Genomic DNA, 17,033 nt, shown 5'->3' with positions numbered 1-17,033 from the left:
AGCGAATTTGGTTAATTACCATCAAAAGGTGGTGACAGTACGCTTGGTGTCGATAGCCCGTAGGGCTTATAGCTCAATAGAAAAGTCAATAATTCATGTCCTCCTTGTCCGTAGGACATTAACCCTTTCATTGGTTAAAGCACTAACGGGCTATGAAATTCCCTATTCGATCATTTCTATTGAGCTTAATTCCCTACGGGAAAAATTGCAACGTTATAAAATCTGTCATTGGTACCAGCGAATTTGGTTAATTACCATCAAAAGGTGGTGACAGTACGCTTGGTGTCGATAGCCCGTAGGGCTTATAGCTCAATAGAAAAGTCAATAATTCATGTTCTCCTTGTCCGTAGGACATTAACCCTTTCATTGGTTAAAGCACTAACGGGCTATGAAGTTCCCGATTCAATCATTTCTATTGAGCTTAATTCCCTACGGGAAAGTTAGAATACCTATTGGCCATTGTCCCGTAATTCCCTCTTTTACACATTCATCCCGACATGACGAATAAATACATTCTATTTACCGCAATAAAAAAGCTGTGCAATATTTAAACTGCACAGCCTTTTAAGTATTCAAAAATCCGAGTCCTATTTATCTTTTAAAGTAAGCCTGGAGAATTCGCTTCCACTGAAAATTTTAGCAAAATTCAGATCGTTTGATTTCCTCCACGCATCTACATTTGGCAAGGTTACCACGCGCCAGAAGTTTTTCTCCTTCAGATCGCCGTAATCCTTTCCCTTTACAAAAACACCGTAAATGCTATCACGCTTCTTAAAATCTATCTTCACTTTTTTATCACCGGTGTTCTCCTGTTTGTCCAGGAATTTTTCAATTTCTTCAACGTTCATACAATTCAAATTTAAGTTAGATAATACCCATCCGTATAATTAAACCTGGTTGGCATTTTGATTAGCCATCCTTGCAGGTTCACGTCTTTTTTGGGGATAAGGCTTTTTCTTTGGCTTGCGTTTGTTGTTGGGTTGCGCAGGCGCTTCTGCCTGTCTTGAGTGATACGGATGATCCTCGGTAACAGGAATTACCTGGGCTGTAACGCGGTGGATATCTCTCAGGTTTGCCCTTTCTTCCCTGCTGCAGAAAGAAATTGCGATACCACTTTTATCAGCACGCCCTGTTCTTCCAATCCTGTGTACATAGGTTTCCGGAACCTCAGGCAAGTCATAGTTAATTACGTGAGACAGGTCATCAACATCAATACCACGGGCTACAATATCTGTGGCCACCAAAACACGCAAACGTCCTGTTTTAAAATTATGCAGTGCACGTTGACGTGCTTCCTGTGATTTATCGCCATGCAGAGCCGCAGTTCTGATATCGGCCTGGTTAAGGTGCTTGGCAATTTTATCCGCACCATATTTGGTACGTGTGAAAACCAACGTACGCTGTATATCCTTTTCACGGAGCAAATGCAGTAATAAGGATGACTTATCCTGTTTTGCTACCATGTAAATTGTTTGATCAACTTTCTCGGCTGTAGTAGAAACCGGAGTGACTTCAATTTTTACCGGGTTTTGCAATAGTGCATTCGCAAGCTTTGCTATTTCCGGCGGCATGGTTGCGGAAAAGAATAAGGTTTGCCGTTCTTTAGGCAACTCCCGCATAACCTTCCTGATATCGTGAATAAACCCCATATCAAGCATACGGTCGGCTTCATCTATTACCAAAAATTCGAGATGGGCAAGATGAATATATCCCTGGTTCATTAAATCCAGCAAGCGGCCGGGTGTTGCAATCAGTACGTCGGTCCCATTCCTTAAAGCAATGGTTTGTGCATGTTGAGAAACGCCACCAAAAATAACATCGTGCTTTAGGCCGGTATATTTTCCGTAGGCGGCAAAACTCTCGTCAATCTGTAACGCCAGCTCACGCGTAGGCGTAATTACCAATGTTCTTATGTGCTTGTAACCTTTGCTATGTTGAGGAGCATTTAATAATAACTGTATTACCGGCAATGCAAATGCAGCCGTTTTACCGGTACCGGTTTGGGCGCAGGCCAATAAGTCACGTTGCTTTAAAACAACCGGTATCGCCTGCTCCTGAATCGGAGTGGGCTGAGTATACCCTTCTTTTGTCAATGCACGTAATATTGGCTCTGAAAGTTGTAAATCCTGAAATGTCAAAATATTTCTTTTTTGTTTAAAAAGTGAGAGGCAGCTTATAATAGTCTGTAAAAGCGGGCCTTATATATTACTCATAATGAGACTGGAAAAGCTTGTCAGTGAAGGAAAGATTATCTAGTCTTTTATTTAAGGAGAATATTTTAATTCGCGAAGGTAGCTCTTTATTTGGTAAAAATTTCACAAAACATTGGAGTGGCGATTTTCCTCAAATGTTTTTCCCTAAAGCCGGAGATTATATACTACCTTGTTGCTTATATAACAAACAAATATGAGCACCAGTACTAAAAATCAGGGCACAGTAAAATTCTTTAATGAAGAAAAAGGGTTTGGATTTATTAAACACGATAATTCATCCAAAGAAACCTTTGTGCATGCCAATGGCTTAATTGACAAAATCCAATCAAATGACCATGTGGAATTTGATGTGGAAGATGGCAGAAAAGGACCGCAGGCGGTTAATGTGAAAAAGATACAGTAACACTATTACCTGACATTGTTTATAACAATACCCTGCACAAAAGCACCTCACTACATGAGGTGCTTTTTTTTATTTTTTCGTTGTCTGTCACGAACGCTTTCTATTCATTTAATTCACCCGGACACATCAACTGCCATAAGTAAAAATGCACCCGCTTTCGCAAGTGCATTCATTTGTCAATCGTCTATGAAGAGAACCAAAACCATTATTGATTTACCGATCGCTGCTTAATACAATACAGCTTCAGTTATTATGCTATCCTAGTCAGGATTCTTGATTGGAGCGCTTCCAGAAGAAGGAATATTAATATCTGACTCATCCGCAGGCACGTCCCAGTAATCAAGAAAATTATAGTTGATGGTAGCATTGGTATTTAACTCATTCTGAGGTGTGAGCACTACACAACCTCTACGTCCTCCCCCCTTGCTTACATCATAAATAACACCCCATCTTCTTGCATCATAAAAAGATGTTCCTCTGAAAACAAGACTAACCCTGCGTTCCCTTCTCAACTCCTCTTTTGCCTGTGCAAGGGTTAAGCCCGTACCAGCAACGGCAGCAATACCTGCACCCTGGTAAGTTCTCACTTTATCTACTAATTGCAGACCACCTTCAATATCTCCTGCATATATTTTAGATTCGGCCTGCATCAGTGCATTCTCTTCATAACTTCCGGCAATGTATAGCTCATAGTTACCCGGTGTTTTATCAGTAAGTACAGCCGTTCCGGCTATGCCATTACCTGCATCAACCAAAGCATATCTTGTACTGAATGTAAAACCCCCAACCTGGTTAAGATAAGTCTTAAGAGAAAAATTATTATCCAGTCGCTTGTCGCCTGTTTTATAATCCTGTATCAGGCGCTCGCTTATTTTGAACGTTGTATTATTAGGATTACCAGTCGTCATAGCTGCTACAGATCCGGCGCCCGCGGAGAAGAACCCGTTAATATCCGTTGTTCTTCCTGTGAATACATAGTCGCCTTCCTGTACGCCTGCTGCGCTCAGATCCGAAATGGTTTTCCAGTCTGCAGCGGTCATGGCAGTTACAGCCTTGTTCACCAAAAGATTTCTTGCTTTAAGTGTATTAATATTGTGCACCCACATATCTGTCGTCAATACACCACCGTGACCGGTTTGTGTAAAGGAAGGAATCAGCTTACTTAATACGTCTGTATAATCGCCGGCATTATTAATACCCTGTAATGTTGAAGCCGCCATATCAAGATATTTGTTGGCTTCTGTAACAATCTCGTCATGCAGTTTATAATCGCTCACCTGCGCATTGGTCGTATTTGTAATTACTGCAGAATAATAGATAGAACCAATTCTTGAATACGCAAATCCTTTCCAGAAATAAGCCCATGCCTTAATGGTATTTTTCTTTGTTGCGGAATCGCCGGAGAATGTAGTTCCATCAACCAGATCCAGCACATTATTGCAGGCGTTGTTCATGGAATACAAATATGACCATTCATAATAGAATGCATTTGATGCCCTTTTATCACGCGAATTACTGATACGCATTACGCTTTTGGATGGCGAAGAGTTAGTTATCTTACTTCCGTTATCAAGAATTACATAATCAGGAAGGTTCACCACGTTAATGTTCTGATTGGATGCTTCTGCGGAAATATTATCACCAAGCAACTCATGAAAACCTATAGCCAGCGAAAAATAGGTATCACCCAACCAGTTTAAATCGCCGAGATCTACTCCCTGGAAGCCGTTGATATACACGGCGCCCATTGCAAGCGAAATAATACCGGATTCTGTTTGTGCATTGGATAAACTTGGCTGGTTGGGATTCTCGACATCCAGCTGTTTTTTACAGGATATTCCGCCAAGTAACAATGCCGTTAGTACTATAGTATAAAGTGTATGTCTTTTCATCTTTTCAATTTTAAAGGATTAGAAACCAAGATTTAAACCCACCTGGTACGATCTTACATTTGGCATAGAGCTATGATCTATACCTCTGTCAAATGCAGAGTTGGTTGTACCTGAACTTACCTCCGGATCAAATCCTGAGTACTTTGTAACAGTCAGGATATTTCTGCCGGTAAGCACCAGTTGCAGTCTTCTCACATTTTTAATTGAAAAGAGTTTTGCGAAATCAAGCCCGATCGAGATATTTCTTAACCTTAAGAACGAAGCATCTTCATAAAAATAATCTTTGGTTCCGTTACGGGCCGGGCCATTGCGTGCGCCGAAATAATCAGCATACACACTTCTGTAATAAGCAGTATAAGCAGCAGTTTGCCCGTTTATTGTAACAGCATTATCATAGTCTCCGCTGATACCATCACGATACATCCATTCTTTTGTCTGGTTGTATAAATGACTGCCATTTACCCAGTCAAACTGAAAGGAGAAAAGCAGGTAATCTTTGTAAGAAAATGAGTTAATGAATGATGCATTGAATTTCGGATTAGGATCACCAAATGCATATGCTTCATTGGTAAACTGAACGCCTTTTGTCGCCGTATCAACAAGGTAGCCATTAACCAACTGATATTTTCCATAATCAGCTTTATCGATATAAGGAGTTCCGTCCTGTTTCTTCTGATCAAAACTTCTGAAAGCTTTGTAACCATAAATCTGACCAATTTTATCACCTGCTTTTAATACAAGACTGGTGCTTCCCGCGTTTGTTGTAAGTATAATATCAGGACCATTTATCCTGTCAATTTTAGAGGTCTGTTTGCCAAAGTTTGTTGTAAAGTTCCATGTAAGATCGCGCGTATGCAGTACTTCCATGTTTAAGGATGCTTGTACCCCGTGAGACGAGAGGAATATCGAATTGTTCTGCAAGGTTGAACCACCTGTTGAAGGCGCAATGCTTACAGGGTAAATAACGTTCTCTCCTTTACGTGTCCAGTATGTAAAACTGAAATTGAAGTTTTTGAACCAATCTCCATTTCTGGCACCATTGATAGCAATATCTGTTCCTGCTTCAAATTCTTTTGAAACTTCTACCTGCAGGTTTGGATTTTTTTGTGAAGTTGGTAATGAGAAGTAAAGACTGCTTCCAATATTACCCGTATTTAATGTTGGGTACCTGTCGAATGGTAATGGTTGAATACCAGCCTCTCCGTAGGCGGCTCTCAACTTAACCTCAGGTAATACATTTGCGATCTTGCTATTTTTCCAGAAGTCAAATGAAGAAGGTCTTATATAACCATCTGCACGTGGAAAAGTAAATGGCGTAGAGCCTTTGCCGAATGCTGAGGAATAATCACTTCTAAAGCCTCCGGATATCCCACCAAAATCACCGAAATCTATTTTCTGATTGATCAGATATCCATAGGTCACAAACGGTTCTACATAGTCTCCTTGTGTTCCGTCAGACAATCTGCCAACAACCGCCTGGCTGCTTGTCTGGTTGAGATTATAGATTGGATACGACGGCAAGCCTACACCGTAAGTAATGTATTGCTTGTACATATTCTTCCTGTAATCGTAAGAGATCTGAGTGCTGGTTGTAATGGGTAATCTTGAGTTGAAGTCCTTCTGAAAGTCTGTTTTAATGTAAGCAGAAAGCAACAGGTTTTGGAAGGTTGTTGTGTAGGAGAAATTGTCGATCTCACCTGTATTATCGTTGCTGTTGTATTGATATTGCCATGATTCCTGGCTATTTGAGTTCAAATTGCCTGACTGGTTCTGGAAGATCCACTTGATATCCTGTTTCTTGTAATTGATACCATATTTACCATCCAGTTCAACAAATTTGTTCACCTTATAATTCGCCTGCAAATTTTGTACAACGTCAACTTTATTGTCTTCGCCGCTTGTGTATTCAAAATCATAATTGGGATTGTAACCATTTACACTAATAGTACCCGCATTCAGCGAGAAGGGATAGGTTCCATCTGCAAGCTTGTGTTCAAGATCAAAGAAAGGAGAAGTATTCAGCATGTTGTAAATATTGTTCCTCCCTTCTCCATAAAATGGATGCAATGTATTTTTTGTATAAACCAGTTGTGTAATGGATCGTAGTGTAAAGCCATTAAACAGTTGTGTTCCCACGTTTGCTGTAAAATTGGTTCTGTCCACATATCCGTTGTTACGGATGTTACTTTCCTGCCTGTTATTGGAAAGCGTAAGGGCAAAATCCATCTTATTGTTTGCACCCGAAACATTCAGATTGTTGTTGATGGAGTAACCGTTCTTAAACAACTGCTTGAAATGATCATAGTATTGCAGGTTGTGATCGTATTTTTTATTGACGATGTTTAAAGGATTTGACATTGCAGTCGGATTGCCGTTGCCTGCCGGATAAGCCCATGCAATTCCGGCATAAGTACCATCATCTTCTACTTTGATGATATTACCGGAACCGTCTACAACATTGTTTTCACTATCCGTTCTGAAACTATGCAATCGTGCTTTGTGCACGTTTCCGCTATTGATGTATGCGTTATCACTATAGCTGGAAGAGAAGTCTATGTTTATCTTACCCTGCTTTCCTTTTTTAGTAAAAAGCTGAATAACACCGTTTGCACCCTGCGCACCGTAAATGGTTGCTGAAGCTGCACCCTGTATAACTTCCACCCTTTCAATATTGCTGAGATCAAGTGAGTTGATATCAGTTGCACCAACCTGCACACCATCAACAAGAATAATCGGCATTGTACCCCGTTGAATGGTATTTATACCTCTCAGCAGGATGTTAATCTTAGCACCGGGCGTTCCGTCAATAGATGATATTTGTGCCCCGGGAATTTTGCCGACAAGTGCCTGGTCAATAGACCCCGTAGGTGCTGCCGGTAATTTATCCGACGTAACTGACTCAACAGAAATAGCCGTCTTTTTACGGGATGTTGCCACACCAAGCCCCGTAACAACTACTTCGCTGAGTGATTGAACACTTGAGGCCATCTGGACTACCATGTTCTCACTTGCAGCAACTTCTTTTGTTTCGTAGCCCAATGCCGAAATTACAAGCTTGCCGCCGTCTTTTACATGAATAGAAAATGCGCCTGTTGCGGATGATACTGTCCCCTGTCTGGAACCCTTAACCAGGATGGATGCGCCTTCGAGTGCAGCGCCTTTTTCATCGGTAATTTTTCCTGAAATGGTTGTGGTTTGAGAGAGGAGGTTTAAGGAACAGAGGATACATAAAAGAACTGTGATAGTTAATTTTCTCATTAGCAGTAGTTTTAGTTCTCTAAAAATAGAAAACCATTAAACATGCTCTAAGACCATTCATCCTGTTTAATAACCTTTAATCAGCATTTATAGTTGCATTAAGCAACCTTTAACATTTAACTGAAATTCACATTAATATTTTAAAGATTTATAAAGGTTTCTTTAAAATACAATAATTTCTGAACATACTAGGCGAGAGATGACATTTTTTGATGCAAATAATGAGTTTAAGCCCCATATTCTATTAATAGAAAAAATATTGATATATCCATTCAGGAGATATAGCAAATCAAAAATCTGATGCCTATGAGTTTGACAACCGGTTGTATTATTCATCGTTTTTCAGCCGAACAAGTAAAACCTCTAGAAACCTCTGGGATCAAAAAAACCTCGGATCATTTTGCCCGGTTCTACCGTTCATGTAAAATGGGAGGAAAATAACTTTTACCGAAATTTGAAACCGGGATTTTTTTTTACCTTTTCAAGCCTTTTTTACTATCGGGCTTAAATAGTTCCATTCGTACTGAAGGTAACCTTTCAAAAATGCTAAGATGACAAACAAAATTTTTCTGCAAGCGATGTTGCTCGCAAGCCCGTTATACTTCGCGGCTTGTAAGAACGGCGATTCAAAACAAACGTTTGAAGCGGCTGATAAAAAAACGGATACTACAATGCATGCTTCTATGTACACAGCATCAATGGTAGACAATATTAAAGATCCTGCATGCGGTATGCCTGTAACAGCCGGAATTGGCGATACTGCTCATTACAAAAATCATGTAATTGGTTTTTGCTCCAAAGAATGTAAGGCTACATTCCTGCAAAATCCCGAACAATTTATAACACAGCTTCAGCTGAAAACACAATAGCAACTTAAATATAACGGACAAGGGTTTATGTAGATTCAGTTAAGCTTTAAGCTCAAAGCCTAAAGCCCAAAGCTTAAAACTAAGGCGATTGTTTCACACCTGATACCTGATACCTGACACCTGACTAATCTGCATAAACCCTTGTCCGTTATAAAGCGAGGGAATTATTTGATCTTACACCTTACCACCTGTATGCCCGGCATTTGATTAAATGCATCAATAGCGGAGCGCAACGATCCCGCATCTGTATTTTTACTGAATTTGATATAAACCTGTTCTACTTCATTTTTATCCGAGTGATGAATGCTAATATCAGTCACTACCAGGTTATTATTTTCAGTTACGCCTTCCACATATTGTAGTATACCCTCTTTCTTTTTTGCTGCAAGATAGATTTCGTTGGGCTGCGTCATTCGCGTGATCTTTTTCTTATAAGGCTTTACCAGTACAAGTACAATCAATACCAGCACGGTGGCTGCAGACGCGGCAATATACATTCCTCCTCCTACCGCCAATCCAATACCGGCTACCGTCCACAATCCTGCAGCCGTTGTTAAGCCACGCACAACTTCATGCTTTAAAAAAAGAATGGTGCCTGCACCAAGGAAACCAATGCCACTAACCACTTGTGCCGCTACGCGGGAAGGGTCCAGGTTAACATTGGGCGTTCCGAGAATATCAGAGAAGCCAAAAGAAGAAACCATCATAATAAGTGATGATCCTAAGCACACAAGCATATGCGTGCGCAAGCCGGCCGCCCACTCCAGCCTTTGACGCTCTATTCCGACGAGGCCGCCCAATATAGCTGCAAGTAAAAGCCGCAAAATCGTTTCCTGCCAGCTTAATCCTTCTATCATGGCATAGTTATTTGAGAGTTACGTGAATTATACAATTGGAGGCAGCTTTCGATCATCAACGATATTACTCAATCAATAAGCATGCATCAATGTCGTTGAATTAACGAAAATCCTTCCAAAGAAGTACGATCTACGAAGTACGAAGTACTCAGATTTGAAGAGCACTACTGTTTGGATGTTGCTTATTTCAATAATATTGAAGCATGCATAAAAAATACGCTCTATCGCATTGAAAGTAAAACAATACTAAACAATGTTTAATTCAATTAAACAGTATACTTATTAAAAGAAACTTAATCTTCATAAAAAAGCCGCAAACTGCATTGCTGCATTTGCGGCGAGGTAAACAAGTGACGCTGTGAACAGCGTAGCTATGATGAGGCGCGAAACACTATCTTATCAGTACGATTGTACCTTTTTTATACCGGGATTCACCCTGCGCATTTTTATAGAACATCTGCCATACATAAGTGGCAACAGGCTGATCTTTTCCTCCATAAGTTCCGTCCCATCCTTTACCAGGAACTTCACTCTCGAACAGTAATTGCCCCCAACGGTTGTAGATCTGCAATTTATAATCGCTGATCTTACCATAAGCAGCCGGCCTAAAGACATCGTTGTTCTTGTCTCCATTCGGTGTAAAGCCGGTCGGCATCAGAACATCGCAGTCGTTCATCGTTATGCCAAGTTCAACATCCTGAGTTGTAGAACATCCACACTCGTCTGAAACCTGTACTTTATAAGTTCCCGGAGCAACATTGTTAAACATGCCGGTCGATTGCTCCTGCATTGTATTAAGCAATTTGAATGTGTATGCGGAATTATTGCAGCCGCCATCAGCTACCACATCAAAATAACCCTTCTCATAACCGTTACAATCCGGCTCATGCTTGTTTATGGTTGTTATTTTAGGAGCTGATCTTACCATTGCGGAAACAAATGTTTTTTCACTCTCGCATCCAAGTGCACTTCTGCTACTTACATAATAGGCATAAGAAGCAGGACCACCTTTATCGATATAAGGAGCTGATGACAATGGCGTTCCTTCGTATGTGTACCATTGCAGGTTGGTTCCGCTAGCTCCCTTTGCGCTTAACATTACAGTACCACCACTTTCGCACAAATCAATGCTGCGTGCAATTGGAGCAGGTGGATTTACACCGTCATTCACCACTGCATCTGAACTTCTTGCATTACATCCCCTTGTATCTGTTACCATCGCATTATACACACCGGATGATACATTAACCAGGCTTCGCTCGTTGCTTCCATTGCTCCATTTAAACCTGTATGGAAACTGTCCGCCGGATACAACAAGATCTACTCTTCCATCAGACCCACCGAGGCAGGAAACATCTTTTTTGCGCGCTGTAGCTGAAGGATTTTCGTGAACAACGGACGTAACTTTTACCAGCTCACTGCGACAGTTTTGCGGTGAATTATTGGCTGCATAGTACACAAAGTTTCCGGCATTTTCCCGGGTTAGCGTTGGTGCCGTTGCTCCAATCAAAACCTGAGCATCAGTAAACCATGTTACATTTTGCCCGCTTGTTATGTAATCTGCAAGTTGAATGCTTCCACCACCTGCACATACAGCCGACGGATTTCTTACAGAAGGCGGCGCAGGAAGGCTGTTAACAACAACGCGCAGATCAGCCGCTGCAGAAGTACATCCATCAAGTGTTGCAGCCACATGATATACGCCCGCAGCATCAAGATCTACTTTTGCAACTGAAGGATTAGCTTCATTTGAGGTAAAACCGTCGGGACCAGTCCAGCTATATGTTACATTTCCGGGCGTAACAGTTGATGCATTCATCAACAAATCGGTACCAAAACATAACGGTGCATTTGAAGTAATTGAAGGGGCAGCCGGAACAACTTTTACAATTATATTCCTGGTAGCAGGTTCTGACACACAACCGTCCAGTACAGCCGTTACAGCGTACATACCAGCGTTTTCAGATAAACTTACGGATTGAATGGTAAACCCTTGCTTGCTGGATTTAAATGCAGCAGGACCCGCCCAGCTATAGCGGATTGCACCTGCAGTTTCTGTCTCAGCCTTAAGCTGAAGATCACTTCCTTCGCACAAGGGATCATTGGCCTGGATAGCAGGTTTTGCAGGGCGCAATTTTACTAAAACGTTTATAGTTGATGATGCAGATGTGCATCCATCCAGCGTAGCTGAAACCGTATAGTCTCCCGTATTGGTAACTGATGAAGCTGCAGCGATCAAAGGATTTTGAACGTTTGATGTGTAACCGGAAGGACCAGTCCAGTTGTACTGAATTGTTCCGTCTGAAACAATAGATGATGTTGCAGTCAGTTGCAGGTCTGTTCCTTCACATAACGGACCAACAGACTGTATCAAAGGTATCTTCGGTACTTCTTTAACAGAAACAACTGTTGCTGCAGGTGCAGAAGTACAACCATTCAAAGTTGCAGTTACAGCATACGCACCGGTATTCGCAGCATATGATGCATTTTTGATCACTGGTTGCTGAACGAGTGATGAATACCCTGAAGGACCTGTCCAGCTATACAGAATATTGCCTTGTGTGTTTGACGTTGCACTTAGCAGAAGATCGTTTCCTTCACACAACGGATCATTCCATTTAATCACAGGAACTTTCGGCATCACTTTCACTACAATATCTGAAACTGCTGGTGCAGATGAACATCCGTCCAATACTGCCACTACCGTGTACTTTCCTGTCTGTCCCGCTGCTGTTGCAGAAGCGATTAATGGGTTCTGCACGTCAGCTACAGAATAATTTGACGGGCCGTTCCAATTGTATTTAATAGCTCCCTGTGTTGAAGTACTTGCATTTAATTGCAGATCGCTTCCTTCGCAAACCGGATAGTTCCAGGTGATCACGGGCGCTAACGGAGTAACCTTAATTGCTACGGCAGTGACTGCCGGTAATGAAGTACACCCGTTTAAAGATGCGGTTACATTGTAATTACCGTTATCTTTTATTGTAGCAGCGCTAATAACAGGATCTTGTTTAGCTGAAGTAAAACCAGAAGGTCCGCTCCAGCTATATACAATACTTCCCGTTGTAGATGTAGCTGCGTGCAGCGTTAGATCATTACCCTCACATAAACCATTGTTCCATGCAACTGTTGGCACCTGCGGCATTACTTTAACACCTATTGTTGTTATTGCAGGTTGGGATGTACAACCGTTTAATGTTGCTGTCACACTATAATCACCGTTGTTTTTAACGGTAGCTCCGGTAATGACTGGTTTTTGTAAAGTTGATGAATAATTTGCCGGGCCTGACCATGCATAGCTGATATTGCCTTCTGTAGTAGAAGCTGCAGATAATTGCAGATCTGTGCCTTCACACAAGCCATTGTTCCATGCAACTGTAGGCACTTCTGGCATTACCTTAACCGCAACTGTTGCTGTTGCCGGTTTGGATGTACAGCCGTTTAATGTAGCTGTTACAGCGTAAGTTCCATTATTCTTTATAGTTGAATTGGTAATTACCGGATTTTGAACAGCTGATGCAAAGCTCAATGGACCGGTCCAATTATAGCCGATCACACCTGCAGTTGTTGTACTGGCTGACAGTTTCAGATCGCTGTCCTCACAAACACCATTATTCCATGCCACTGTTGGAACCTGTGGCATTACTTTCACTGCTACAGTTGTTGTTGCAGGTTTGGAGGTGCAGCCATTTAATGTAGCGGTTACAGAATAGCTACCATTATTTTTAACTGTAGCCGCAGCTATAACCGGCTTTTGTACGTTTGATGAATAGCTGGCAGGTCCGGACCATGCGTAACTAATAACGCCAGGTGTGGTTGTTGCTGCAGACAATTGCAGATCGGTTCCTTCACACAGACCATTATTCCAGGCAACTGTAGGGACTACAGGCATTACTTTCACAGCAACAGTTGTTGTTGCTGGTTTAGAGGTACAGCCGTTTAAAGTAGCAGTTACAGCGTAGGTTCCGTTATTCTTTATAGTTGAATTGGTAATTACCGGATTTTGAACATTGGATGCAAAACTCAACGGCCCGGTCCAATTATAGCCGATCACACCTGCAGTTGTTGTGCTTGCTGATAATTTCAGATCGCTGTCCTCACAAACACCGCTGTTCCATGCAACTGTTGGAACCAGTGGCATTACTTTCACTGCTACAGTTGTTGTTCCAGGTTTGGACGTACAGCCGTTTAACGTCGCCGTTACTGAATAGCTGCCATTGTTTTTAACAGTAGCTGCAGCTATAACCGGCTTTTGTACGTTTGATGAATAGCTGGCTGGTCCGGACCATGCGTAACTAATAACGCCTGGTGTGGTTGTTGCTGCAGACAATTGCAGATCGGTACCTTCGCACAGACCATTATTCCAGGCAACTGTCGGAACCACAGGCATTACTTTCACCGCTACTGTTGCTGTTGCAGGTTTGGAAGTACAACCGTTTAAGGTAGCAGTTACAGCGTATGTTCCATTATTCTTTATGGTTGAATTGGTGATTACAGGATTTTGAATGTTTGAAGTAAAACTCAATGGCCCCGTCCAGTTATAACCAATGATTCCCGGAGTTGTTGTGCTGGCTGATAGTTTAAGATCACTTGCTTCGCAAAGCCCGCTGTTCCAGGCAACAGTTGGAATAACCGGCATCACCTTAATTGTCACATTTGTAGTTGCAGGCTGCGATGTACAACCGTTTAACGTAGCAGTTACAGAATAGGTGCCATTGGCTTTAACGGTGGCATTGGCAATTGTCGGATTTTGTGTTGACGATGAATAGCTGGCTGGTCCGCTCCATGCATAAGCTATTGTACCCGCGGTAGTGGTAGCTGCAGAGAGTTTTAGATCAGTTCCTTCACACAAACCAGTGTTCCATGCAACAGTTGGCACAAGGGGCATTACTCTTATAGCGACTGTAGCAGTTGCAGGTTTGGACGGACATCCATTAAGCGTTGCAGTAACCGAGTAATCACCGTTGTTTTTGATAGTGGCCTTTGCAAATGTTACAGATGCTCCTTTGGCTGAAAAATTGCCTGCACTTGTCCAATCGAAAACGCTGTTCGCTAAGTCGGTAGTTGCAGACAAAGTAAGATCACTTCCTTCGCAAATGGATGGCACACTTATAGAAGGCGCTTTAGGCGTGTTCCTGACCGTTACAGTTGTTGATCCTGGGGCAGAAGGACAACCGTTCAGCGACGCAGTAACACTGTAAACTCCATTGTTATTTCTTGTAGCAGCGGGTACCACTGCAGTGGAGCCATTTGCAGTAAAACTGTTCACACCGGTCCAGCTAAAGTCCACGCCTGCGAGATCCGTCTTCGCGAGCAATGTCAGATCCTTTCCCTCACATATGGATGCCCATGTAATACTGGGCTTTACAGGAACATTTTTCAGCGTAACGGAAGTGCTGCCGGCAAGAGAAGGACATCCATTTAAAGTAGCCGTTACACTATAAATACCGTTGTTGTTCCGCGTTGCTTTTGTCAACGTTGCTGTAGCTCCTGCCGCAGTAAAGCCGTTTACTCCCGTCCAGGCAAAGCTTACTCCAGACAAATCGGTACTTGCTTTCATGCTAAGGTCGTTCCCTTCACAAACTGCTATCCAATCAACCGTAGGCTTGGCAGGAACATTTTTTAACGTCACAGAAGTACTGGCGACAAGAGAAGGGCATCCATTTAAAGTAGCCGTTACATTATAAGTTCCGTTATCCTTACGGGTAGCTTGTGGAAGGGTTGCCGTTGCTCCTCTTGCAGTGAAATTATTTACGCCGGTCCAGCTGAATGTTGCCCCCGGAATGTTCGTGCTTGCTGTCATATCCAAATCTGAGCCTTCGCACACTGGCAACCACGCAATAGTCGGCATCGCGGGCATTGGCTTGATCTGAACATTTACTGTAACAGATTGAGAGGTACAGGTATTTAATGTTGCTGATACACTATAGATACCATTTGAAGCTACGGTTGCTTCCGTGATTGTTGCCTTATCATTATTTACTACCAGCGGCTTGGGCCCTGACCAATTATAAGTTACACCCGTTGTTGTACTTGTTGCTGTCAGGAGCTGATCTGAACCTTCACACACAGGCGTCATCGCAATAGTGGGCACAACTGGCATCGGCTTGATCTGAACATTTACTGTAGCAGGTTGAGAGGTACAGGTATTTAATGTTGCAGAAACACTATAGATACCATTTGCGGCTACCGTTGCAGCCGTGATTGTTGCCTTATTATTATTTACTACCAGCGGTTTGGGGCCCGACCAATTATAAGTTACGCCCGTTGTCGTGCTTGTTGCTATGAGGAGTTGATCGGAACCTTCACACACAGGTATCATCGCAATAGTGGGTACAATTGGCATTGGCTTGATCTGAACATTTACTGTGGCAGATTGAGAGGTACAGGTATTTAATGTTGCAGAAACACTATAGATGCCATTTGCGGCTACGGTTGCGGCCGTGATTGTTGCCTTGTCATTATTTACTACCAGCGGCTTCGGCCCTGACCAATTATAAGTTACACCCGTTGTTGTGCTTGTTGCTGTCAGGAGTTGATCTGAACCTTCACACACAGGTATCATCACAATAGTGGGCACAACTGGCATTGGCTTGATCTGAACATTTACTGTGGCAGATTGAGAGGTACAGGTATTTAATGTTGCAGATACACTATAGATACCATTTGCGGCTACGGTTACTGTCTTGATAGTAGCCTTGTCATTATTTACTACCAGCGGCTTGGGGCCGGACCAATTATAAGTTACGCCCGTTGTCGTGCTTGTTGCTGTCAGGAGTTGATCGGAACCTTCACACACAGGCGTCATCGCAATAGTGGGTACAATTGGCATTGGCTTGATCTGAACATTTACTGTGGCAGATTGAGAGGTACAGGTATTTAATGTTGCAGATACACTATAGATACCATTTGCTGCTACGGTTACTGCCTTGATAGTAGCCTTGTCATTATTTACTACCAGCGGCTTGGGGCCGGACCAATTATAAGTTACGCCCGTTGTCGTGCTTGTTGCTGTCAGGAGTTGATCGGAACCTTCACACACAGGTGTCATCGCAATAGTGGGTACAACAGGCATTGGATTGATCGCAACATTTACTGTAGCAGATTTAGAGGTACAGGTATTTAAGGTTGCTGATACACTGTAGCTGCCATTTGATGCTACGGTTGCCGCCGTGATTGTTGCCTTATTATTATTTACTACCAACGGTTTAGGGCCTGACCAATTATAAGTTACACCCGTTGTGGTACTTGTTGCGGTTAGTAGTTGATCTGAACCTTCACATACAGGGATCATTGCAATAGTGGGCACAACTGGCATTGGATTGATCGCAACATCTACTGTAGCAGATTTAGAGGTACAGGTATTTAATGTTGCTGATACACTATAGCTGCCATTTGATGCTACTGTTGCCGCCTTGATTGTAGCTTTATCATTATTTACTACCAGCGGTGTTGGTCCTGACCAGTTATAGGTTACACCGGCTGTGGTACTTGTTGCTGTCAGAAGTTGGTCTGAACCTTCACATACAGGTGTCATCGCA

General features: G+C 42.4%; 8 protein-coding genes. 2 read left to right on the top strand and 6 right to left on the bottom strand.

The genetic code is table 11. The annotated features are described in order from the left end of the window. Positions 1-587 precede the first annotated feature (587 nt). Positions 588-848, bottom strand: coding sequence for a short-chain dehydrogenase (locus tag QTN47_RS17375; protein ID WP_369330676.1), 261 nt, complete (start codon positions 846-848; stop codon positions 588-590). Between the two features lie 39 nt (positions 849-887). Beyond that, entirely contained in the window at positions 888-2,138 is a 1,251-nt protein-coding gene (locus QTN47_RS17370) for a DEAD/DEAH box helicase (RefSeq protein WP_369330675.1), read from the bottom strand. A 268-nt stretch (positions 2,139-2,406) separates the two neighbouring features. On the opposite strand from QTN47_RS17370, the gene QTN47_RS17365 reads away from it, so the two are divergent. Beyond that, positions 2,407-2,616, top strand: a complete 210-nt coding sequence (locus tag QTN47_RS17365) for a cold-shock protein (protein WP_369330674.1) — start codon at positions 2,407-2,409, stop codon at positions 2,614-2,616. 260 nt (positions 2,617-2,876) lie between these two features. Here QTN47_RS17365 and QTN47_RS17360 read toward each other — a convergent pair whose 3' ends face one another. Together QTN47_RS17360 and QTN47_RS17355 are read right to left on the bottom strand one after the other, a co-directional pair. Beyond that, a complete protein-coding gene (locus QTN47_RS17360; protein ID WP_369330673.1) occupies positions 2,877-4,508 on the bottom strand; it encodes a RagB/SusD family nutrient uptake outer membrane protein in 1,632 nt (543 codons plus the stop codon). Positions 4,509-4,526: 18 nt separating this feature from the next. Then, the gene (locus tag QTN47_RS17355; RefSeq protein ID WP_369330672.1) at positions 4,527-7,766 is read right to left on the bottom strand and encodes a SusC/RagA family TonB-linked outer membrane protein; all 3,240 of its coding nucleotides are present in this window, start codon (positions 7,764-7,766) and stop codon (positions 4,527-4,529) included. Between the two features lie 551 nt (positions 7,767-8,317). Between QTN47_RS17355 and QTN47_RS17350 the strand changes: the two genes are divergently transcribed. Next, positions 8,318-8,635, top strand: a complete 318-nt coding sequence (locus QTN47_RS17350) for a YHS domain-containing protein (RefSeq protein WP_369330671.1) — start codon at positions 8,318-8,320, stop codon at positions 8,633-8,635. A gap of 164 nt (positions 8,636-8,799) precedes the next feature. Here the strand turns inward: QTN47_RS17350 and QTN47_RS17345 are convergent, their stop codons facing one another. Both QTN47_RS17345 and QTN47_RS17340 read right to left on the bottom strand, forming a co-directional pair. Next, entirely contained in the window at positions 8,800-9,492 is a 693-nt protein-coding gene (locus tag QTN47_RS17345; protein ID WP_369330670.1) for an MgtC/SapB family protein, read from the bottom strand. Between the two features lie 391 nt (positions 9,493-9,883). After that, positions 9,884-17,033, bottom strand: a 7,150-nt coding sequence (locus QTN47_RS17340; RefSeq protein ID WP_369330669.1) for a T9SS type B sorting domain-containing protein, incomplete at its 5' end; no start/stop codon positions are given.

Source organism: Danxiaibacter flavus (assembly GCF_041060425.1).
Taxonomy (GTDB): Bacteria; Bacteroidota; Bacteroidia; order Chitinophagales; family Chitinophagaceae; genus Danxiaibacter; species Danxiaibacter flavus.
This window is presented reverse-complemented; position numbering and strand designations above follow the sequence as displayed.

Coding starts and splice junctions, on each gene's coding strand:
- QTN47_RS17375 (WP_369330676.1), bottom strand. CDS start 848: ATGAACGTTGAAGAAATTGAAAAATTCCTGGACAAACAGGAGAACACC.
- QTN47_RS17365 (WP_369330674.1), top strand. CDS start 2,407: ATGAGCACCAGTACTAAAAATCAGGGCACAGTAAAATTCTTTAATGAA.
- QTN47_RS17360 (WP_369330673.1), bottom strand. CDS start 4,508: ATGAAAAGACATACACTTTATACTATAGTACTAACGGCATTGTTACTT.
- QTN47_RS17355 (WP_369330672.1), bottom strand. CDS start 7,766: ATGAGAAAATTAACTATCACAGTTCTTTTATGTATCCTCTGTTCCTTA.
- QTN47_RS17350 (WP_369330671.1), top strand. CDS start 8,318: ATGACAAACAAAATTTTTCTGCAAGCGATGTTGCTCGCAAGCCCGTTA.
- QTN47_RS17345 (WP_369330670.1), bottom strand. CDS start 9,492: ATGATAGAAGGATTAAGCTGGCAGGAAACGATTTTGCGGCTTTTACTT.